The organism is Cryobacterium sp. CAN_C2 (assembly GCF_015751745.1).
Taxonomy (GTDB): Bacteria; Actinomycetota; Actinomycetes; order Actinomycetales; family Microbacteriaceae; genus Cryobacterium.
The window spans coordinates 1-18,879 of the sequence record NZ_JADOUX010000032.1; the positions used below are offsets into that span (position 1 = coordinate 1).

26 protein-coding genes and 1 pseudogene are annotated in these 18,879 nt (G+C 61.2%); 7 read left to right on the forward strand and 20 right to left on the reverse strand.

From position 1 onward, the window contains the following. Positions 1-211: 211 nt before the first annotated feature. The 17 genes from IWX77_RS16305 to IWX77_RS16380 form a co-directional block, all read right to left on the reverse strand. A complete protein-coding gene (locus IWX77_RS16305) occupies positions 212-1,486 on the reverse strand; it encodes an IS110 family transposase (protein WP_196845603.1) in 1,275 nt (424 codons plus the stop codon). A 175-nt stretch (positions 1,487-1,661) separates the two neighbouring features. Beyond that, positions 1,662-1,874, reverse strand: coding sequence for a hypothetical protein (locus tag IWX77_RS16310; RefSeq protein ID WP_196845604.1), 213 nt, complete (start codon positions 1,872-1,874; stop codon positions 1,662-1,664). A 63-nt stretch (positions 1,875-1,937) separates the two neighbouring features. Continuing rightward, positions 1,938-2,903, reverse strand: coding sequence for a diacylglycerol/lipid kinase family protein (locus IWX77_RS16315; protein WP_327012266.1), 966 nt, complete (start codon positions 2,901-2,903; stop codon positions 1,938-1,940). An 81-nt stretch (positions 2,904-2,984) separates the two neighbouring features. Beyond that, entirely contained in the window at positions 2,985-3,422 is a 438-nt protein-coding gene (locus IWX77_RS16320) for a DUF2382 domain-containing protein (RefSeq protein WP_196845606.1), read from the reverse strand. Next, a complete protein-coding gene (locus IWX77_RS16325; RefSeq protein ID WP_196845607.1) occupies positions 3,419-3,682 on the reverse strand; it encodes a GlsB/YeaQ/YmgE family stress response membrane protein in 264 nt (87 codons plus the stop codon). The genes IWX77_RS16320 and IWX77_RS16325 overlap by 4 nt, the downstream gene beginning before the upstream one ends. 287 nt (positions 3,683-3,969) lie before the next feature. Beyond that, positions 3,970-4,737: a mechanosensitive ion channel family protein gene (locus IWX77_RS16330; protein WP_196845608.1), complete on the reverse strand. Its 768-nt coding sequence runs from the start codon at positions 4,735-4,737 to the stop codon at positions 3,970-3,972. Between the two features lie 133 nt (positions 4,738-4,870). Continuing rightward, positions 4,871-5,245 carry a YsnF/AvaK domain-containing protein gene (locus IWX77_RS17300; RefSeq protein WP_327012267.1) on the reverse strand — a complete coding sequence of 125 codons (375 nt, stop codon included), beginning with the start codon at positions 5,243-5,245 and terminating at the stop codon, positions 4,871-4,873. 166 nt (positions 5,246-5,411) lie between these two features. Continuing rightward, a complete protein-coding gene (locus IWX77_RS17305; RefSeq protein ID WP_327012268.1) occupies positions 5,412-5,660 on the reverse strand; it encodes a PRC-barrel domain-containing protein in 249 nt (82 codons plus the stop codon). Between the two features lie 72 nt (positions 5,661-5,732). Further along, positions 5,733-6,251 (reverse strand): hypothetical protein, encoded by a 519-nt coding sequence (locus tag IWX77_RS16340; protein ID WP_196845609.1) that lies wholly within the window; start codon positions 6,249-6,251, stop codon positions 5,733-5,735. 288 nt (positions 6,252-6,539) lie between these two features. Beyond that, a complete protein-coding gene (locus tag IWX77_RS16345; RefSeq protein ID WP_196845610.1) occupies positions 6,540-7,094 on the reverse strand; it encodes a hypothetical protein in 555 nt (184 codons plus the stop codon). Between the two features lie 382 nt (positions 7,095-7,476). Beyond that, positions 7,477-7,740, reverse strand: coding sequence for a GlsB/YeaQ/YmgE family stress response membrane protein (locus IWX77_RS16350; RefSeq protein WP_196845611.1), 264 nt, complete (start codon positions 7,738-7,740; stop codon positions 7,477-7,479). Between the two features lie 77 nt (positions 7,741-7,817). After that, on the reverse strand, positions 7,818-8,138 hold the full coding sequence (locus IWX77_RS16355) for a hypothetical protein (protein WP_196845612.1): 321 nt from the start codon (positions 8,136-8,138) through the stop codon (positions 7,818-7,820). 174 nt (positions 8,139-8,312) lie between these two features. Next, a complete protein-coding gene (locus tag IWX77_RS16360; RefSeq protein ID WP_196845613.1) occupies positions 8,313-8,918 on the reverse strand; it encodes a hypothetical protein in 606 nt (201 codons plus the stop codon). Further along, on the reverse strand, positions 8,915-9,496 hold the full coding sequence (locus tag IWX77_RS16365) for a hypothetical protein (protein WP_196845614.1): 582 nt from the start codon (positions 9,494-9,496) through the stop codon (positions 8,915-8,917). Before IWX77_RS16365 ends, IWX77_RS16360 begins: the two co-directional genes overlap by 4 nt. Further along, positions 9,493-9,876, reverse strand: a complete 384-nt coding sequence (locus tag IWX77_RS16370) for a hypothetical protein (RefSeq protein WP_196845615.1) — start codon at positions 9,874-9,876, stop codon at positions 9,493-9,495. Before IWX77_RS16370 ends, IWX77_RS16365 begins: the two co-directional genes overlap by 4 nt. Continuing rightward, positions 9,873-10,064: a DUF2273 domain-containing protein gene (locus IWX77_RS16375; protein WP_196845616.1), complete on the reverse strand. Its 192-nt coding sequence runs from the start codon at positions 10,062-10,064 to the stop codon at positions 9,873-9,875. Before IWX77_RS16375 ends, IWX77_RS16370 begins: the two co-directional genes overlap by 4 nt. Beyond that, positions 10,061-10,555, reverse strand: coding sequence for an Asp23/Gls24 family envelope stress response protein (locus IWX77_RS16380; RefSeq protein ID WP_196845617.1), 495 nt, complete (start codon positions 10,553-10,555; stop codon positions 10,061-10,063). The genes IWX77_RS16375 and IWX77_RS16380 overlap by 4 nt, the downstream gene beginning before the upstream one ends. Before the next feature lie 138 nt (positions 10,556-10,693). On the opposite strand from IWX77_RS16380, the gene IWX77_RS16385 reads away from it, so the two are divergent. Genes IWX77_RS16385 through IWX77_RS16395 form a run of 3 tightly spaced genes read left to right on the forward strand, consistent with a single transcriptional unit; the run spans position 10,694 to position 12,203 of the window. After that, entirely contained in the window at positions 10,694-11,269 is a 576-nt protein-coding gene (locus tag IWX77_RS16385) for an RNA polymerase sigma factor (RefSeq protein ID WP_196845618.1), read from the forward strand. Then, positions 11,260-11,868: an Asp23/Gls24 family envelope stress response protein gene (locus IWX77_RS16390; protein ID WP_196845619.1), complete on the forward strand. Its 609-nt coding sequence runs from the start codon at positions 11,260-11,262 to the stop codon at positions 11,866-11,868. The genes IWX77_RS16385 and IWX77_RS16390 overlap by 10 nt, the downstream gene beginning before the upstream one ends. Beyond that, positions 11,865-12,203, forward strand: coding sequence for a hypothetical protein (locus IWX77_RS16395; protein WP_196845620.1), 339 nt, complete (start codon positions 11,865-11,867; stop codon positions 12,201-12,203). Before IWX77_RS16390 ends, IWX77_RS16395 begins: the two co-directional genes overlap by 4 nt. 634 nt (positions 12,204-12,837) lie before the next feature. On the opposite strand, the gene IWX77_RS16400 is transcribed toward IWX77_RS16395, so the two are convergent. Beyond that, positions 12,838-13,005 (reverse strand): hypothetical protein, encoded by a 168-nt coding sequence (locus IWX77_RS16400; RefSeq protein WP_196845621.1) that lies wholly within the window; start codon positions 13,003-13,005, stop codon positions 12,838-12,840. Between the two features lie 125 nt (positions 13,006-13,130). Beyond that, entirely contained in the window at positions 13,131-14,249 is a 1,119-nt protein-coding gene (locus IWX77_RS16405; RefSeq protein WP_327012269.1) for an FUSC family protein, read from the reverse strand. A gap of 563 nt (positions 14,250-14,812) precedes the next feature. Between IWX77_RS16405 and IWX77_RS16410 the strand changes: the two genes are divergently transcribed. The 4 genes from IWX77_RS16410 (at position 14,813) to IWX77_RS16425 (ending at position 18,630) form a co-directional block, all read left to right on the forward strand. Then, complete coding sequence (locus tag IWX77_RS16410; RefSeq protein ID WP_196845622.1) at positions 14,813-16,183, forward strand: NAD-dependent succinate-semialdehyde dehydrogenase; 1,371 nt, start codon at positions 14,813-14,815, stop codon at positions 16,181-16,183. Between the two features lie 152 nt (positions 16,184-16,335). After that, positions 16,336-17,472 (forward strand): ABC transporter permease, encoded by a 1,137-nt coding sequence (locus IWX77_RS16415; protein WP_327012270.1) that lies wholly within the window; start codon positions 16,336-16,338, stop codon positions 17,470-17,472. Continuing rightward, a complete protein-coding gene (locus IWX77_RS16420; protein WP_196845624.1) occupies positions 17,441-17,755 on the forward strand; it encodes a transposase in 315 nt (104 codons plus the stop codon). Before IWX77_RS16415 ends, IWX77_RS16420 begins: the two co-directional genes overlap by 32 nt. Beyond that, positions 17,752-18,630, forward strand: a complete 879-nt coding sequence (locus tag IWX77_RS16425; protein WP_327012271.1) for an IS3 family transposase — start codon at positions 17,752-17,754, stop codon at positions 18,628-18,630. Before IWX77_RS16420 ends, IWX77_RS16425 begins: the two co-directional genes overlap by 4 nt. Positions 18,631-18,691: 61 nt before the next feature. On the opposite strand, the pseudogene IWX77_RS17310 reads toward IWX77_RS16425, so the two are convergent. Continuing rightward, positions 18,692-18,879, reverse strand: a pseudogene (locus tag IWX77_RS17310) (hypothetical protein); the annotation flags it as partial.

The following is an 18,879-nucleotide window of genomic DNA, read 5'->3' on the forward strand; positions in this document are numbered from 1 at the left end:
ATTCACCACGGATCGCATGCCAGAAATCCTCTCCATTCCGGCGACCGCCTGGATCAACAAACCCACCGACAGCACCGAGGCCAAACTAGCCGCCTCACTCCCACTGGCCTCATCCGGCTTGACAAATTCCGAGTGGGTGTGAGAGGGAGGGCATGATCCTTTGAGCACGCAATTCTGGTCAAGTCCTTTTGTATGGATGCTCCTATCTGTGTCAAGCAGCTGTGGAGTCTTTGTGTTGGCTGGTTGCGGTGAGCCAAGTTTGGCACCGTGCTGCGAGTTCGGCGTCGGTGCGTTGGCCGATCTCGAGGCGGCGGAGTCGCTGATAGGGAACGTTCAGCGCCTGGGCGAGATCGGTGATCGGGATGCTGAGTTCCTGGCGTTGTTGGCGTAAGAGCTGTCCAGTTGTGCTCGCCGGCGCGGGGTGAGTGATGAGGTCGAAGACCTCGTTGGCGACGTGGCGTTTGAGGCAGCGAGTGATGTCGCGGTCTGACAACCCCTCGGCTCGGCGCCGCTCGAAATATGCCATGGTGCGCTCGTCGTGGTGACTGAAACGCACGAGCACGATGCGGTGGATTGCATGGTTGGCGCGTCGGTCACCGCCTCGGGAGAGACGGTGACGCACGCGTTGGCCGGATGACGCGGGCATCGGGGCGACGCCGCAGAGCGCAGCGAATTGGGCTTTGCCACCGATGCGGTCGGGGTTGTCGCCGACCGTGGTGAGGAGGGTCGCTGCGACGACTGGTCCCACTCCTTTCGCTTCTCGTAGAGACGGGTTCAGCAGGCGCACGAGGGCGTCGAGTTGGATATCGAGGGCGACGACGTCCTTGCTCAGTGCTTGGTGGCGGGCGGCGAGGCGCTTCAGGAATTGCCGGGTCACGTGTGCAGGATCGGTCCCGACGCTGGGGCGTGTGGTGGTGAGCATCGTGACCAGTTTGTTGCCGCTGTGGCGCCGATAGTCGCTGCGGACGGTGTCGTCTGCGGCGACGAGGAGGGCATGGATCTGGTTCATCGTTGCCGATCGGCTCTTCACGACCAGGGAGCGTTCGGAGAGGAGAATGCGCAGGGACTCCGCATGCGAATCACGCTCTTTCGGCGTCGCTAACCCTCGCCCAGCGAGAACCGTCATGGCCGCTTGCAGTGCGTCGAGGGGATCAGATTTCCCCGACAATCGGCGGCGCTGACGGTTGGGGCGCATCACCTCCAGGACGGTGAACCCTTCACTCCGCAGGACGCGCGCGAGCTCTGCGCCATAGGACCCGGTGCCTTCAACGCCGATCGCGTCGACCGGTCCATTGTGGTGAAGGAAGCCGATGATCTGACGGTAGCCGGCTCCTGTCGCAAGGAATTCTTTGTCCGCGACAGCTCGTCCGACGTGGTCGACGAGCGCGACATGGTGCGTATCACGATGAGTATCTACGCCCGCGTAAATGCTGGTGACCGCGGGGTCGATCTTGATGATTTCTGATGCTGTTGTCATGATTGTCATGACAGGTGTCCTTCCTCGATGAAGTGGCAACGGTCACCGCGGCTCGGGTGGGCAGACAACACAAAGGTGGGACGATTTACTGGTCAAGCTCCTATCAAGTCATGTCCCACCCGAAGCCACGGTCGAACGGCCCGGGCCGGTGGACAAATCCACTGAAAGACAACCCCTGAGGGTGTCAGTGTAAAAGCGAGTCACACCAACCCGAGACCTGCGAACCAGTCTCTTGGTCCTGCAATCCAGTGTCTATGTGTAACTGAAAGGCACTGGACTCGATGACTTCGATGCGATTTTCCACTCCGTCATCAGCAAACAGACACAACTCGACCCGATCGGCGGCCTCGCTGAATAGCGCGAAAATGGTTCCCGTGCCGGCGTAGGTTGCACCCATGGGGGTAGGCGGTGCCGTGCCAGGTTTCCATGAAACTCCTTGTGACGATTGTGTGTTGGTGGGTTACGGGGCGGGAGCGGGCTCTGGTTGCGGTACGCGTATCCGGACTGCGCCAGGTTTAATTTGTGTCTTGAGTGCTGTGATTTTGCCGAAACTGTCGCCGTCGAGTTCGATCTCGTCGGCTTTGTTCAGGCGCATCGCCATCGTCTTCGCTTTGACGTAGGTGAGGGAATCGACTTCTTTGGTGGCGAGCAAACGGCCGACCTTGCTGCGGTGGAGGACACCATTTTCCCAGAACACTTTCACGCCGACCTGCACCCAGCTCACGATCCCTTCGGGGCGGAGGACGGCGATATCAAAAAAACCATCATCAACGGCTGCGTCCGGCAGCAGTTGAACGTTGGCTTGGAGGGATCCGCAGTTTCCGATGATGATGGTATGAGCACGAATAGCGTGCACGCGACCATCATCGAGCTGGTATTTGACGTGGAGTTCGCTCTTGTCCCGTAGAGACTTCGTGATGGCGCTCACGTACGCCAACCACCCGACTTTCTTCTTCAGCTTCTCGTCGGTGTTGACGAGCATTTTCGCGTCCAGTCCGAGGCCGGCCATGACCAGGAAAGCATGTGTGGTCTGTGTGCCATTTCCACGTCGCAGGTCAATGAGACCAACGTCAACGGGGTGATCCACTCCGGTGAACGCGGTGTGGACTGACTGGTCCACGTCCTCGAGGACCAGCTTGAGGTTGCGCGCGAGGAGGTTGCCCGTTCCGGAGGGAACCAAGGCTAGGGCCGCGTTGCTGTCGTGCACGATCTCCGCAACGGCTCGGACTGTTCCGTCGCCGCCGGCGACGATGACCATGTCCGCTCCGGCAGAGAGAGCGTCCCGCGCCGCGCCTTGCCCGGGGTCCTCTTCGGAGGTCGGAACGAACCGTGTGGCATTCCAGCCCGCGGCTTCTTCCTCCCGCGCGACAGCGGCCTTGATCGCGTCGAGGTCGACCTTGATTGGATTGTAGATCACGGCCGCCATCCGCTTATCCGTGGTGTTGCCGTGGCTCGAATCGGTCATTGGTCTCCACCTGTTCTCTGGAAGTTGCCCATGATGCGGATGTCACACATCCATGGTGTGCACGCCGTCGATGTGCTCGCGACCGAGTTCTTCAACGACTTCCTGCAGTTCGGTGACGACGTGCGTGTGCAGGCGTACACGTTCGACCGGCACAATTTTTTTCGTGATGATCGCTTGTTCTTCACTGAGGATCATAACGAGGTCTTCACGCGGATGCTCCTGTAGGTGTGCGGGCGCGGCGACCCCGGTGTCTGCTCCCGAGATTCGTTCTCGAATGATGCGGATTTCTTCACGCTTGATGTCGACGGTGAAAGTTCGTTGCTCCGTGACGATGAACCGTTCGATCCGGACGCGCTCGAAAGGAACGACCCGGGTGGAGATCCGGAGTTGTTGTTCGTGACGGGTGACCTTAAGAGGTGCCCGATCTCCCAGTGTGTTCCGAAGCTGTCCCGGATCTAGGTCGGGTATCTGATCGTTCATGATTTGCGTCGGTTAACGAGTGCTCCGTAGATCAGGAGGACGATGATCGATCCGGCGATGGCCAGAAGCCACGTCTGAAGGGAGAAGAAGTCTTGGAGGGGGGCGTTGAAGAGCGCGCTACCGAGGAACCCGCCGAGCAGGGCGCCGACGACGCCCAGGAGGAGAGTGATGACCCAGCCGCCGGCCTGTTTGCCGGGGAGGATAAGTTTGGCAATGGCGCCAGCGAGGAGGCCAAGGAGGAGAAATCCGAAAAAGCCCATGATGTGTCTTCTTTCGTTAGCTAGAGCCGGTGACGTGCAGTGAGTAAGTAAGTGAACTGAGATGTGCTGATGCCTAGGCGGGGCCTTTTAACGTCGTCGTTTGGGGGCGGATGCAGGCCCAGGGGTGCCTGGTCCGGCTTTCCGGTTGCGGAGTAGCCGCCTCACGACGGGCAGGAGAATGGGGAGGTAGCGAAGGTAGCGAAACACGGTGTCCTCGGGGTGAAGTGGATGCTGGCTGGTGTGGGGTGGAGGTCGGCCCCGCCGGTGGGCGGGGCCGACCGATGGGCTTAACGTGCTCGTCGTGCCGCAGGGGAGGAGGCGGTGGCGTTCTCTGCGCGCTGCTCGGCGTGCTCGGCCTGCTCGGCGATGCTGGGCGCGTTTTTGGCCTGGTGTTGAATTTTGGGGGCCTCTTCCTCAGCTTTGCTGAGGTAGGCCTCCCACCGTGCCTGCATGGGCTTGATCAGTCCTCCGCCGGCTCCGACGATGATGACGCCGGCGATGATAGCCAGGACGGCAATGAGGATTGGTGTGGTGACGGTGGTAGCAACGTCGATCTGGTTCAGCGCTGCGGTGATGCCAATGAACAAGATGAACACCGCGGCGATATTGGCCAGTGCCTTACCGTAGGAGAGCCCCCCCAGCGTGGTTTGGATCAGGCCCTTTGCACCCGCGGCAACCGCTGCGGCGATGACGATGATGATGATCGCCACGATGATCTTCGGCAAGAACGCGATGATGCCCGCGAGCAGGTCACTGACCGGGTTCGGACCAAAGACACCAAAAGCGAACTGGAGGACGAACAGTACCAGTGTGTAATACAAAATCTTAGCGATGATGTCGGAGGGATCCAGATTGGAGTTCGCGAAAGCTTTTTTGATCCCGCCGCGTTCCACGACTCGGTCGAAGCCGACTTTTTCCAACAGCTTCGCCAACGCCTTGGAGAGCACCTTGGCAACGATGAGGCCGACGATAAGGATGAGCAAAAACAGCAACGCCAACGGGACGAAGGCAATCACTGCCGCTAGTCCGTTTTGAAGCACGGCGGGAAAATCCACGGGAGAAACCTTTCCAAGATGTGAACTAAAAATTGAGGCGTAACGGGGGATCGGCCGCCTGCGGTCGATTCCCGGGGAGAGTCATGCCGTCCAACGGCGTAGGGATTACTGACCGGCATGACCGTGTCGGGGGTTATTTCGTGGGTGCGGTATCGGTGTCAGGGTCGACGAGTTCGATTTCCTCGTGGGAAACTTCGGCGTCGACCTGCTGCTGCTCCGTGACGGTTTCTGTGCCGAGCGCGACACGTTCCACGGGAACGGTTTCCTTGCTGGTGACCACGCGCTCCCCGGAGAGGACGACCTCGTGCTCCTCCTCGCTGAGTTCGGGTCCGGCGGTGGCATCGCCCCGATTCGCGTCGGTGATGGGTTCACGCTGCAGGGTGACTTCTTCATGACTGACCGGGACGCTGGTCGTGACGTTTTCGGTGACGATGTGCTTGCGAAGTCGTGCACGAGCAGTTTCGACTTTCTCGATACCGACCTGCAGGTGCCCCTCAGAGCGAGTCATCGCCGTATCGGTGGTCGGACCGGAGGTGTCGTAGCCCGTGGTCGCGTCGGCGTCGGCGTCCGCGTCTCGGTCGTAGAGGCCGGCATCCGTCGCACGGGGGCTTTTTTACTTGCCGTAGTAGCGGTAAAGGGAGGATTCTTTCTCTTCGCTCAGCGCGCCGTCATCGTCAATGCGGGGGGGCATCTTTCACCATCGACTTCTCGTACCCGACCCGCACGATTCCGTCGTCGAACGTCGCATCGTCCAGAGGTGCGAAGGTCTCCGACCCACCAAACAGGCCGGTTTTGACGGTGACCCAGGTAGGAGCTTGAGTATCGGAGTCGACATACACCTGCCCGACGGTTCCGATCTTGTCGTCGCCGATCACATACACCTCGGCGCCGATCAGGTCGTTGACATTGTTCGTGTTGATCATTCGTTTCTCATTTCTTGGGTGGGGTGGGTGCGGATTGGTCGTGCGGTGTTGAAGTTGCGGTGGGCAGTTTCGTCAGCGGCCGAGGCCAGCGTTGTCAACCCGGCGGTGGTAGCGCATGCCAGCGAGGCCGCCGAGAATTGCGCCGAGGAGGCTGATGACCAGTGCGATCACGGCGGTGGTGATGCTGGCGGCGGTCACGTCATCGCCATTAAGTGGGATGCGGGGCACGCTGCTGAGGCCCGAGAGGACATCGGTCTGGCTGCCGACGATGAGGCCGACAATGGCGAGGACGATGGCGATGATGATCGTCCACAACCACACCGCGACGCCTTGCTTGATGCCGTCGAAGGGTGCCATCATCCCGGCGGCGTACCCGCCGCAGTAGTACGCGATGAGCACTATGACGGCGAAGACCGTCATGGCGACCGCTCCGATGGTGCCGGCGTTGTCCGACGCCGTGTTGGCTACCTGGCTAGCATCGGGGTTGGTACCAACCCCGATGGCTGTGCCGATCGTGGCCAGCACCGCGGTGAGGATCACCGCAGTTCCAGTGGCGGTGAGCCAGCCGAAGAAGGCCGATCCAAACTTCATCCCCCCGAATTGTGCTTTTTCTCGTTCGTTGACGCGGTCTCCGGTCGGGGCGGGACTGCCGGCAGAACGGGCTGCAACCGGGCTCGGGACGGATGTCCTTAACGGCCCGGCAGAATTGTAAGCATTGTCGTTGTTGAGACGGTCGTTGATATTTGACATAGAAGCTCCAATGGTGGGCGACCACGATGGCAAGAGATTTTTCGCGGCGTGGACGGGGCCTGGGTTCACGAAGTGATGATGATGAGATGGTGCAGTGCTCAAGCACCGGGAAGTGGTTGAGCGAGCCTGTTATTTGCGGAAATTTTTGAGGATGGTCTGCAGGAGTCCCTTAAGCGGTCGTTGCTGTTCGCCTTGCTGGGCAGCGAGCACAATCACCACGAGGGTGAGTGCAGGGGTGGCCCATTGCAAGATGCGTTGCTGACGCTGCGCCGACGCGAGACGGTCGGAGGCGCCGTCCGCAGGTTCCGTGACACCCTCGGTGGGTTCGTCTTGGTGCTTTTTCATCGTCCGGCCAAGAATTGCTGAGTACGCCGTCGTTGCCCCGGCGAGGACGGTCACGATAGTTTTCCAGGTCGTGTTGGTGCGGCTTTCCTGCTGCGCGGCGAGGCGGGTTTTGTTGGCGCCGATGAGTCCGATACCGCCGATGCCGTGGGCGAGCAGCGCCGCCAGCTGCACGGGTGCCCATTTGGCCCAGCCGAGCGATGACAGCCGGAGCCGATCGCGCGGGGAGGCGGCCTCAGCGGTGGCACCGTTCAATCCGACGGCGCCCATCAAAGATCCGCCAAACCAGGCGGCAAGGCCGATGTCGTGCAGGCTTCTAATAACTGTATTGCGACCACTCATGGGTCCTCCTTGATAGTGATTCAGTGTGGAATGTGAAGCAAATTTCTGACCGTGCGATTCGGGCCCGCACTTTGCGGCGGACGATATCACCGGTTGGGGCTTGACCGAGTGATGACCCATTCACCGCGGATTCCGGTCCTCGCGATCACGGTGATGGAGTTGTGGGTGTTACGCGAGGCGGCAGAGCGTGTGCCCGGGGTCAGCGGGCGCACGGTGGGACGTATCCATTTCGTTTGTCGACGACGAGATTTCGGTCCTGGAGCTCGACGCCCCCGGAGATAGGTGCTCCTTCGCAGTCGACTTACCTTCGCCCGGACAGGGCGGCATTGACTGCGGGGTGGGCCGTTCTCGTGGTCCAGTGCGTTCTGGGGCTGGCGGGGGGTTAGGCGCGGCGTCGGCCTGCGATGAAGCCGTAGATGAGGAGGACGATGAGAGATCCGACGATGGCGAGAATCCAGGTTTGGAGGCTGAAGAAGTCTTCGAGGGGAGCGTTGAAGAGGAGACCACCGAGCCATCCGCCGAGGAACGCTCCGACGACTCCGAGGATGAGTGTGATGAACCATCCGCCGGACTGCTTGCCAGGAAGGATGAGTTTGGCAATGGCGCCGGCGAGGAGGCCGAGGAGAAGAAAACCGAAGAAGCCCATGATGAAGTTCCTTTGTGTAGACGTGGGGCGGTGCAAGGACAGGGGTGGGTGGTGCGGATGTGCTTACAGGTGGTGCGTTAGGGGATGCCGTCGCGGATGCGAGTGATCCAGTCGACAATCCAGGGGATAGCGTCGCCGGCGTTGTCGACTGCTGCGAAGGCGACGGCGAACAAGGGGTAAATGGATACTGTGAGACAGGAGATTGTCGCGACGATTGTGAGGATCCAGGACCAGGCTCCGTTTCGGCTCAAGCCGGTGAGGGCCAGTAGTCCGAGGACGAGGGCGTACCCGCCGACGGTCGCGACGTCGATCTGGGCTACCGGAAGTCGCATGAAGGGAGCGAACCCGAGTCCGGTTCTGATGAGCGAGAGGACGGGGACGAGGACAAGGATTGTCACTGCTAGACAGCCGAGGATTCCTGTGCCGAGCGCGAACCAGACCGCACGTGGTCGTTGCTGAGATACTGTTCTACTCCAGAACGTCACATCATCACCTTTGTCCACGTAGAGAGGGTGCCTCGGCGTGGATCTGCCCAGTCCAGGTCGTTCCAGACGAGTGCAGGGTGGCGCTCATTACCGGAGACGGGTGGGTTTGCTGGTGGCGGCTCGAAATCCTCCGCTGATTTGGACTGCGGCGGGGACGTCCCGGCCAAGTAGGACGTTGAGGGAGGCGAGAGTATTCTCGACGTCCTCGACGATCTGTTTGGGGGACACACCGCGGCGGGCGGTGGTCGAGATCTTCAGCACGGGTGTGCCGTTGACCTCGTAGGTACTGACCCGCGAGGAGACGAGCTCGGCGTGCTCATCGAGGGCTGATTGCATCAGTTGCTCGGCGACTTTGGAATCCACGGTGATCTGCCCCTGACCTGCTGGCGTATCGGTGAAGAGAGTTCCGGTGTGGCCGTGGCCCTGCCGGAATATAAACACCACCAACAGGATGATCAGAAGCACCAGAGCCGCGATCAGGGCGATGAACCACCAGCTGTGCTGAAGTCCCGGGATGGGAACGGCGACAAACCAGCTGGTCACGTTGTCGACCACCGTCGGGGCGGTGTTCTTGTATTCGTCTCTGACCTGCGGGATCGTGGCCACAAGGATCACGCCCACACCCAAGGCGACAAGTATGAGGCCGACGATGAAGGAGAAGGTGCGGTTCAGGAACCTGTTGGTGTTGTTCATGATCCGCCGTTCCGATGTTCGTCGATGACGACTCGCGGCCGCACTTTCGGGATGAGAGCGTACGAGTCCAGCTGTTCCTGCACCGCTGCGGTCACCGCGCTCGTATCGATAGCCGCACCGATCGCCGGGGTCAGCCTCACCACTGCTGAGCGGTGCGAGACGCTGACCGTGACGTTGTCCGGGCTGATATTCCCGGCGGAGGCGGCGTGACGGGCTAGCCCGGAGGCGATCACCGCGTTGTCCACCACCGCTGAGGTCTTCTCCGTCTCGACGAGGTGCCGTGCCCGGCGTCCCGCGGTGAGGGAGGCCGTCACGTTGATGAGTCCGATCAGAGCGGTGACGATACCCACGGCGATGACGATCCCGGCGGTGTACTCCGCCAGACCCGCTGTTGCCTGGGCAACTCCAAACATGTCGCTGACCAGCGCCGGTTGACCGGCAAGGTGCAGGATCATCTCGGTGATCGCGTAGGCAGAAGCGAGGATCACGATCACCGCGAGGGTTATCGCCAGTCCACTGCGTGATGAGTGGGTCTCGCGACGTTTAATTCGCTGGTAGAGCGCAGTGTTCTCGCTCATTTGACCCTCTTTTCTTGTATCACATCGGCTCCGGTGAGGCGGATGCTGACTCGGCCGATGTGGTACCCAGTCAGACGTGATACCTGCGACGTGATGACAGCTTGCGCGGTTGTTGCCCGGTCAAGGACTGTCCCCCCGGTCCGGCCAATCACGTTGTGGTCGTCGTTCACTCGAAGTAGCGACGGGACCTTCACCGGGGTGGTGATCACCAGGGTGAGCGTTCCGCCATCGTCGGTCACGGTGACCGATGTTCTCTTCGGGTCGGAGCCGAAGGCTTCGGCTGTGACGGTGGAGACGATCCGGTCGAGCGCACGCGGATTGATTCGGGTGCGCCCGCCGGTGGTTCCGTTTCCACCGACAGCAGGGACGGTGATAGTCACGACGAGCTTTTCTTGCCCTGGACTGCGGAGACGACACTCGACACATCAAGTTTTCCCTCGACAATTCGACCGATCAGGGCCCCGATAGCCATCGCGACGGCGACAAATAGGAAGGCCCAGAAGCCGAAAACGATCCAGGTCAGCGCCAGGACAGCGCCGATCATGATGCCCGTTCTGGTGGCTGTCACTGGACGCGGGATTCGGAGTCGTCGTCCTTGTCGTCGGAGGGCAGGTGCACGTCGTTAACGTCGACGTTCACCTCAACGACCTCTAGTCCAACCAGATCGGTGATGGCACGCTTGACAGCCGCACGGACGGCCGATGCGACCTCGTGGACGGGAGTGGGGTACTCGACGACAATGGTGATGTCGGCGGCCGCCTGGGTCTCGCCGACCTCCACTTTGACGCCCTGGGTGAGATCCTCGGCGTTGACGACATTGCGCAGTGCCCCGAACGCACGAGCACCGCCACCACCGAGGGCGTACACGCCGCGTACCTGACGGGCGGCGATTCCCGCGACTTTAGCCACCACACCATCGGCGATGGTGGTGTGCCCGCCCGCTGAATCATCCACCGGGGAGGGCGAGGTAGCAGTGCGGTCTACGCGGGACGCGCCTGCGCCAGCACCAGCCGGCTTGGGGGGTGTGGGAACGGTGGGGTTCTGGTTGTCGTTAGCCATGATCATCCTCAATACGTGTTGGGAAGCGCGAACGCAAGCACTATGACGTGGTGCGTGTGAGCGGTAGTGTCGCTCAAGAAGTAAGACGCACGGAGCCGAGGATTCGTCATAAAATTCTCTAAAAAAGATTCGGGGAGCATGAGCGCACCTGTGCAACACCCCGATAGGGATCGTTTGGAAGGCGTTGCTGACGCGATCCTGGTGGGGCGGGCCGTGGACGGTGACACCGGCGCGTTCGAAACGTTGATCCGTAGGCATGGCCCGTTGATGCGCGCGTACACGGCGCGGATTGTTGGGTCTATGGCCGATGCCGACGACGTCGTTCAAGACGCATTCCACACGGCGTGGCGGCGGTTGCCCGAGCTGCGTGATCCGGCCGCGGTGCGGCCCTGGCTGATGCGTATTGCCAGTCGCCTCGCGTTCACCTCCCTGCGACGAAAACCCGCTGAGGTAGAACTTCCTGATCCGGTATCGGCGCTGCCCGCCGATACGCAACCGGAAAATGTTGCCGTGAGAAACGCGCAGCTGAAGGCGCTCTCAGCGGCGCTTGACACACTGCCAGAAGACCAACGTCGATGCTGGCTACTGCGCGAGGTCGGAGAACTCAGCTACGACGATATCGCGCAAGAAATGGAACTACCCACAGCGACCGTGCGCGGCAAACTGGCCCGAGCCCGAGCCAGCATCTACGCACAGATGGAGGGATGGCGGTGAACGAGAACGAACCCAGAACCCTTGATTGCGGAAAAACCGTGGAAGAACTCAGCGCTTATCTTGCAGCTGGCCGTACTCCGTCGGACCCCCGCATTGAGACCTGCCCCGAGTGCCTCAATGCGCTCCAAGGCCTCGCCCGGGTGTCGCAGCTTTTTCAGGACCTGATAGCGCAAGATGTCGCTGACTTGCCAGCTCCGCCGTATAACTGGTTTCAGGACATCATGACGAACATCCACCATGAGGTACGCGCCGGGCGATCTCTCCCACTGCCTCACCCCGACACACGTGTGGATCTCAGCGTCACCGAAGGCGCGGTTCTCGCCCTGATCCGAACCGTGGGCGATACCGTCCCTGGATTGCTGATCGGCACCTCCCATCTTGAGGGCAACGTTGAGGAACCCGGCGCCCCCGTCGACGTTTCCGTCACCGCCAGCGTCCTCTGGAACCAACCCATCCCCGATGCCGCACACACGCTGCGAACGCTCATTTCCGACGCTCTCGCCACGCACACCGCACTAAACGTCACCGCAATCAACATCACCATCGAAGACCTGCACCGAGACAGCACCGACAAGGAATGGGACAAGGAGAAGCGATGAGCGTCACCAGCAACGAGGACGCCCACCCTCTCGACGAAGACCTGCTCACGGCACGGGTCCACGCCGTGGACGGAGTCACCGCTGTCTACCCCCCTGCCCCCACGCTCACCCAAATCTCACACCTGCTCACCGCCGTCGTGACCGGGGACCCGCAACGCCTCGACCGCGTCGACGTCCGCACGGACGGGGCCACGACCGCTATGACTGTGCGCGTGGGCACCAGCATTGATATTGCCACGCCCGACACCGCCACACGTGTAGCCGACGCCCTGCTCCAGAACATCCCTGATGGCCACGACGCCACCGTGACAGTTCAAGTGTCCCGTATCGCCTGACGTCAGTGAGAACTTTTTGGAGCTCCAGCGGGATCGGAGCCGGGCAATACGCGCGTCTGCGTACTGACCAAGACTTTCTGCGGCTCTCTCCTCAGTATCAGCGCCTCCGCCGCCTCGAGATCGGCCAACGCACCGACGCCGAACTCGCAGCACGGTGCCAAACTTGGCTCACCGCAACCAGCCAACACAAAGACCTCACAGCTGCTTGACACAGATAGGAGCATCCACTCGGAGGGACGCAACCCTGTCCACATAGGCCCCCTGATAGGAATACTGGATGCCTGACTCGTCCCAGGCATCGGCACCTTGAGCATGGTTTCGATTCATTTGGATATCCTTACCATCGCCCCAAGTAGTCTTCCGTCGACAGGATCTTCCTGTGCGTCCTTGAAGAGGTTTGAGATGACGTGTCGGTGGTGGTCTCGTCAAAGGAACCTTTGTTGAGATGCCTGCGAGTGTCCAAATAGGCGACTTTATACATCTGGTCGATTGGCTTCTCGGAATGGCACCAGCCAGCCGTTCTCGGGCTTCTCGTAATTAGGGACGCGTTGAAGAACGGCGGTTTCAAGCGGTGGAAGCAACAGGGGTTATTTTCTTCTTCGAGGTTAGCTTGCTGAGCAGGTCGGCCGGTCGCTCACACGGATTTGCGGCCGCGGCCGGACATGGTGCGTACGAGCCACCCAATGATCGCGATGACCAAGAGGATGGCGCCAATCCAGAGCAGGAAATGGAAAGCCTGAACAAAACCACCGACAAGAAGAAGGACAACCGCGATGATGGCGACGATGACAAAAAGATTCATGTGATGCTCCCTCGGTATGGCGAGAGACAGTGGCGCTACCGGGTTCTTGGGCAAGAAGTACTTCGCCTCTGAGTCAGCCAGAGAACTGTGCCGATGTCAAACCTCATGGGGTGCACTCTCCGCGACTAGGCAGCAGTGGCGCGGGTCGGGGGCTGTTCGAGCCGGGGGCTCAGGGCTGCGAGGATGCGGGCGATGTCCATGGCGATGGCGGTCGCGGCGCCCATCGACGTCGCTGGCGCCGGGTCACGCCGTTGATCCAGTTCGGTCATGAGGGACGTAAGCGCGTTCTCCGCGGCGGAATACGCTGTCAGCTCAGTCTTTCCCGAATCCCAGTCGCGGAGCACCGCAGCCACCGCGTCAAGGGCCAGACTCAGCGACGGGCGCAACTCCGGTTTCAGCTCGACAGCGACCGGGGTGCCCCACACCGCCCCGGTAAGAACATATGTGAGATCCCGCACGTGGAAAGTGACGGTTTCGAGGGCAGCCAAGTCGTCGTAGTCAGCACTCAGGTCTCGGTGGTGGATTCGAGCCCGCGGATTAGCTTTGCGGCTTTCGTCGGCATAGTGCAACGCGGCCCGCACGTCGCGGGAGATGCTGACGACGGCGTCATTGCGGGATGCCCAGCCGTCGCGCTCCGGCGGCCAGCTCTCGGCCAGGGCTTCAGCGACCTCGGACAGATGATCTGCCAGCGCCGAGCGATAGTGCGAGAGTTGCCGGCCGACGGCGTCGAGGCTCAGCGCAGGAAAGATCAACATGTTGACCAGGAGCCCGATCACAATCCCGAAGCTGACTTGCGAGAGGTATCCGATGGAATACGCGTCGGCGTCAGGGCCGCCCACGATGAGCACGAACAAGACCGTGACCGGGATGTATTCGCGGTTAGCGCCGAACCACCCGGTGGCAGCGATCAGCGAACCGACGCCGACGGCCACCGAAATGGTCACTACATTCGGCGCGCTGACGACGAGCACTGCCGCGGCGAGCAGAATCCCGACGGCAAGACCCCCGAGGGTTTGCAGGGAATTTCTCACCGAACCCATCAGCGTGGGGTACATGCTCACGAGGGCGCCGAGCGGCGCGTAGTAGGGATACTCGTCGGCGACCCCGGGCAAATACGGCGCGACAGACCACGCAATGCCGACGGCGACGGCGGCTTTGACCGCCTGAAGCATGCGTGACCTGGTTATCTGCGATTTCACCCGCCACGCTGTTCTTTTCACTGGTGCCAGCGTGATGCCTGTCATTGTGTTCCCATTCGATCACAGTACCCACGGGGCGCTCGTTGCCTCGATACCGTACCGGCCGGACCGTGGAATCTCCCGGTAATCGTCGGCGCACTAGCCGGACCGCCGTAAGTGGCCTACCGCCAACGACAGCCGATTAGTGCCCCAAGGATGATGCAGAGGTCTACAAATGAGCGAAGAATCAACCGAACCGAGAGACGACGAGAACGAATGATCCTTAGCTGCATAAGCACGCGTTCGTGCGTAGCCGTCGGTAATGCGACGAGCGTGAAGGGTGGATAAAATCTTCCATTTGGCTCGATTTCTTCGCGGCTTGAAAGCAGCCGTCCGTTAGGGATCCTTGGACGGATTGCTCGCGAAGATCGATGCCGGACAGCTGATCTTAGGTGACGGACATTGGGTGAAGTCGCGCTCAGTTCCTGACACCTCGCGAGATGGGTGCACGCAAAAGGTTTCCCCAAAACCTTGACTGCTGCAGACTGTAAGGACAGGAGTTGGGTCTGGCTTTGGTCGTAGTGGGCTCATTCTCGATGGGCGTCAGCGATGAAATGTGTGGAGAGATCATGAGTAAATATGCAGTCACGAACCCCGCCACCGGGGCTAGCGGACCGAGCTTTGGTTTGGCAACGGATGCTGAGGTGACCGAGGCTATCGGGGCGGCAGATCGTGCCCACAGTGAGTTTTCTCGCCGCACGTCGGTGGCCAAGCGGGCCGCCCTCATGCAGCGTGTCTCGGACCTGCACTCCGAGCGCCGGGAGCACCTGGCCGGCCTGATCGTGCGTGAGATGGGCAAGCCTCTTACGGTAGCCCTGGGCGAGGTCGACTTCTCAGCGGACATCTACGCGTACTACGCCACCCATGGCGAGGCCTTCCTTGCTGACGAACCAATCGAGCTGCTCGGCGGTGAGGGTTCGGCGTTCATGCGCAACACCTCCCTGGGCGTGCTTCTCGGCATCATGCCATGGAACTTTCCCTACTACCAGGTTGCCCGTTTCGCCGGCCCGAACCTCGTGCTCGGCAACACGATCCTGCTCAAGCACGCCTCGCAGTGCCCCGAATCCGCCGCCGCCATCGAGCAGATCTTCGCGGATGCCGGCTTCCCCGCGGGCGCCTACCGCAACCTTTATGCGTCGAACGCCCAGATCGCGGACATCATCGCGGATCCTCGGGTGTGCGGCGTTTCGCTGACCGGTTCGGAGGGTGCCGGGGCCGCAGTTGCCGAGGTTGCTGGTCGCAACCTCAAGAAGGTCGTTCTCGAACTGGGCGGATCAGACCCGTTCATCCTGCTCAGCACCGACAACTTCGAGGAAGCCGTCGATGCGGCCGTCGCCGCGCGCGTAATCAACTCCGGCCAGGCCTGTAACGCAGCTAAGCGCTTCATTGTGATCGATGACCTGTTCGACGCCTTTGTGGAACTCTTCACAGCGAAGATCGGCGGTGTCGTGCCCGCAGATCCGACGTCGCCGGATACGACAATGGGCCCGCTCTCCTCGCTTGGTGCGGCCGAGAACCTCGAGGAGCAGCTCCGGCGCGCCGAGACCCAGGGGGCGACAGTTGTTCTGCGCGGGCGGCGCGACGGCGCCTTCTTCTCCCCGTCGGTGCTCACCGGTGTATCCCCGCAGAGTGACGCCTACCGGGAAGAGTTCTTCGGCCCTGTGGCCGCCATCTACCGCGTGGAGAGCGAGGCCGAGGCGGTGCAGGTGGCCAACGACATCCCGTATGGCCTGAGCTCTTACCTCTTCACGTCGGATGCGGAGCAGGCCCTGCGCGTCGCTGATCTGATCGAGGCCGGGATGGTCTTCATCAACGGCTCGCTCCTTGACAGCGCGGAGCTTCCCTTTGGCGGCGTGAAGAGGTCCGGCTTCGGTCGCGAACTGGGTCGCTTCGGCATCGCAGAGTTCGCCAATAAAAAGCTCATTCGCATTCTTAAGTAACGCGGGTTGGTGCGTCAACCGTCTACGTCAGAATGCGGCATCCGTCACGGCGAATGCGGAGTCTGAGGTTCCGGGGTGTCAGCGTCGCGGGCGGCGCGTCGCTGCCGCTGCTCTCGGGTCAGTACAACCTCCGTACCGTTATCGGGTTCGAAGTGAGCCGGACACTGGGTAAGAAGAAGTTCTGGTTCATCACCCTGCTAGTCCCGATCGCGATCGGCATCGTGATTGCCTTGGTGACTCTGGGGAACACGTCGTCCGCGAACACCTTCGACGCCCAATCCGATGCGAAACTCACCTTCACCTACAGTGACGCGTCCGGCCATGTCGACCCGGCCGTGGCGACCGCGTTGGGTGGCACAGCCGTCACCGATGAGGCGGCGGCGATCGCAGCGGTGAAGGCGGGGGAAGAGGTCGCCCACTTCGTCTACCCGGCGAACCCAGCCACGCAAACCACCCAGGTGTACGGGGTCGATAAGGGACTCTTCGGCAACGGCGAGTATAACGGTGTGGCGACCCAGGTCCTGATCACCAGCGCCCAGGACCAGATCGGCGATCCCGCCCTGACCGCGTTGGCGCAAGGCAACGTCTCCGGCACCGCCACCACGTTCACCAAGGGGGAGAAAGCGGCCGGGTTCATGGGTATGATTCCCCCACTGATCTTCGTGGTAGTCTTCTTCCTTGTTTTCACTTTGCTCTCCAACCAGATGCTCACCAGCACCCTGGAAGAGAAAGAAAACCGGGTCACGGAGATGATCCTCACCACCGTGCACCCCACCGCGCTGATCGGCGGGAAAATCATCTCCCTCTTCATCGTCGGCTTCGTTCAAGTGCTGGTCGCCTACGTGTTCTTCCGCACCTCGTTGAACCTGCCGGACATTGACCTGAACAGTTTCACCTTCGATCCCATACAGATGATCATCGGTGCCCTGCTGGCCCTCGGCGGGTTCGCCCTGTTCACCGGAACCCTGGTCGCAATCGGGGCGGTCATGCCCACCGCTAGAGACGCCGGCAGCTGGTTCTTGGCACTGATCATCCTGATGATCGTCCCGCTCTACTTTCTGTCGCTGGTTCTCTCGGACCCCAACAGCCCCGTCGTGCGGCTGTTCACCTATTTCCCGTACTCGGCACCGATCACCGCGATGCTCCGCAACGCGTTTGGCTCCCTCGCCGGCTGGGAAGCCGCCATCGTCATCACCGAGCTATTCCTCCTGGCCTTGCCCCCGTTGAGTGGACACCTTCTAAGAGAGAATGTTCACTATGGCAAAGACCCGTCGGGAGTTCACTCCTGAATACAAAGACGAGGCCGTGAAGCTGGTTATCAACACTGGCCGGGCGGTCGTGAATGTGGCCCGTGAGCTCGGAATCAACGAGGCCTCCGTGGGCCGTTGGGTGACCGCGTTCAAGACTCGTAACGACACCGGCGAGACGGCGGTGACGGAGTCCGAGAGGGCCGAGTTGCTGAGGTTACGCAAAGAAAATGCTGACCTGAAACTTGATCGGGCGTTCCTAAAAAAAGCGTCCATCTTCTTCGCCCAGGAAGCATCGGATACGAACGGCAAGCGTTCGAACTGATGTTGGCGGAGAAGAACAATTTCACCATCGTCCGCACCGCCCGATTGCTCGAGGTATCGCGTTCGGGCTACTACGCCTGGACCGGCCGTGAGGCCTCGTCGGCCGAACTGCGGCGGGTGCATATCGAGCAGAAAGTCGCCTTCTTCCACGGTGATTCCGATGAGGTTTACGGGTCTCCTCGGGTCCTCGTCGATCTGCGCGCCGATGGGGAGATCGTGTCGCGTAAAACGGTCGCGAAAGTCATTCGGTCACTGGGATTGGTGGGGATCTGCCCGAAGAAGTGGAAGACCACCACGATCATCGACCACGAGGACGCCTATCCGGTCGACGCCGTGAAACGGGAGTGGGACACCGGGGCGCTGAACCAGGTCTGGGTGGGCGACATTACCTATTTGAGGACGTGGGAGGGCTGGGTGTACTTGGCGACCGTCATCGACGCCCACAGCCGCCGCGTGATCGGGTGGGCGATCGCGGACCACACGCGAACGGACCTGATCGAGGACGCCCTCACGATGGCGCTCGCATTGCGAGAGGGCCTGCCGTCGCAGGTAATTTTTCACAGCGACCGCGGAACGCAGTATGCGTCAGCTCAGATCATCGCGTTCGCTGCCGCGAACGGCATCACCCGGTCGATGGGATTGACCGGTATTTGCTGGGATAACGCGATGGCCGAAAGCTTCTTCGCGACATTAAAAACCGAGTTCTACTACCGCCGCGTCTGGCCGACTAAGAACCGTGCGGCGCTCGAGGTCGGCGCGTGGATCGAGGACCGTTACAACCGGCGCCGGCGTCACTCCTCGATCGGGCAAGTCAGCCCCGTGGACTTCGAGATGCAATACTCATCACAGCAGGCAGAAGTTCAACTCGCCGCTTAACCCGTGTCCATGAAACGGGGTCAAGGCCAAAGGCCGTTTATGCGACTACCGAACCACGCTCCTAGCGAGGAGAGGAGGCGGCTTTCCCTTTCCGATGTTTGTCCTCGTCGGTGTGTCCGGGGTTGGTGATGATGTTGCAGATGTCTGCCTCCTGGCATTCGACCGGGTCGCGCCCGTGACTGGCGTCGATGAGTCTCTTGAGCTCCGTAGCCAGAACAGCGAGCTCGAGTTGGCGGGCTTGCACGTCTT

Coding starts and splice junctions, on each gene's coding strand:
- IWX77_RS16360 (WP_196845613.1), bottom strand. CDS start 8,918: ATGAACAACACCAACAGGTTCCTGAACCGCACCTTCTCCTTCATCGTC.
- IWX77_RS16365 (WP_196845614.1), bottom strand. CDS start 9,496: ATGAGCGAGAACACTGCGCTCTACCAGCGAATTAAACGTCGCGAGACC.
- IWX77_RS16385 (WP_196845618.1), top strand. CDS start 10,694: ATGAGCGCACCTGTGCAACACCCCGATAGGGATCGTTTGGAAGGCGTT.
- IWX77_RS16400 (WP_196845621.1), bottom strand. CDS start 13,005: ATGAATCTTTTTGTCATCGTCGCCATCATCGCGGTTGTCCTTCTTCTT.
- IWX77_RS16390 (WP_196845619.1), top strand. CDS start 11,260: ATGGCGGTGAACGAGAACGAACCCAGAACCCTTGATTGCGGAAAAACC.
- IWX77_RS16405 (WP_327012269.1), bottom strand. CDS start 14,249: ATGACAGGCATCACGCTGGCACCAGTGAAAAGAACAGCGTGGCGGGTG.
- IWX77_RS16420 (WP_196845624.1), top strand. CDS start 17,441: ATGGCAAAGACCCGTCGGGAGTTCACTCCTGAATACAAAGACGAGGCC.
- IWX77_RS16395 (WP_196845620.1), top strand. CDS start 11,865: ATGAGCGTCACCAGCAACGAGGACGCCCACCCTCTCGACGAAGACCTG.
- IWX77_RS17300 (WP_327012267.1), bottom strand. CDS start 5,245: ATGACTCGCTCTGAGGGGCACCTGCAGGTCGGTATCGAGAAAGTCGAA.
- IWX77_RS16310 (WP_196845604.1), bottom strand. CDS start 1,874: ATGGGTGCAACCTACGCCGGCACGGGAACCATTTTCGCGCTATTCAGC.
- IWX77_RS16340 (WP_196845609.1), bottom strand. CDS start 6,251: ATGAAGTTTGGATCGGCCTTCTTCGGCTGGCTCACCGCCACTGGAACT.
- IWX77_RS16325 (WP_196845607.1), bottom strand. CDS start 3,682: ATGGGCTTTTTCGGATTTCTCCTCCTTGGCCTCCTCGCTGGCGCCATT.
- IWX77_RS16320 (WP_196845606.1), bottom strand. CDS start 3,422: ATGAACGATCAGATACCCGACCTAGATCCGGGACAGCTTCGGAACACA.
- IWX77_RS16345 (WP_196845610.1), bottom strand. CDS start 7,094: ATGAGTGGTCGCAATACAGTTATTAGAAGCCTGCACGACATCGGCCTT.
- IWX77_RS16350 (WP_196845611.1), bottom strand. CDS start 7,740: ATGGGCTTCTTCGGTTTTCTTCTCCTCGGCCTCCTCGCCGGCGCCATT.
- IWX77_RS16305 (WP_196845603.1), bottom strand. CDS start 1,486: ATGACAATCATGACAACAGCATCAGAAATCATCAAGATCGACCCCGCG.
- IWX77_RS16380 (WP_196845617.1), bottom strand. CDS start 10,555: ATGGCTAACGACAACCAGAACCCCACCGTTCCCACACCCCCCAAGCCG.
- IWX77_RS17305 (WP_327012268.1), bottom strand. CDS start 5,660: ATGATCAACACGAACAATGTCAACGACCTGATCGGCGCCGAGGTGTAT.
- IWX77_RS16410 (WP_196845622.1), top strand. CDS start 14,813: ATGAGTAAATATGCAGTCACGAACCCCGCCACCGGGGCTAGCGGACCG.
- IWX77_RS16315 (WP_327012266.1), bottom strand. CDS start 2,903: ATGGCGGCCGTGATCTACAATCCAATCAAGGTCGACCTCGACGCGATC.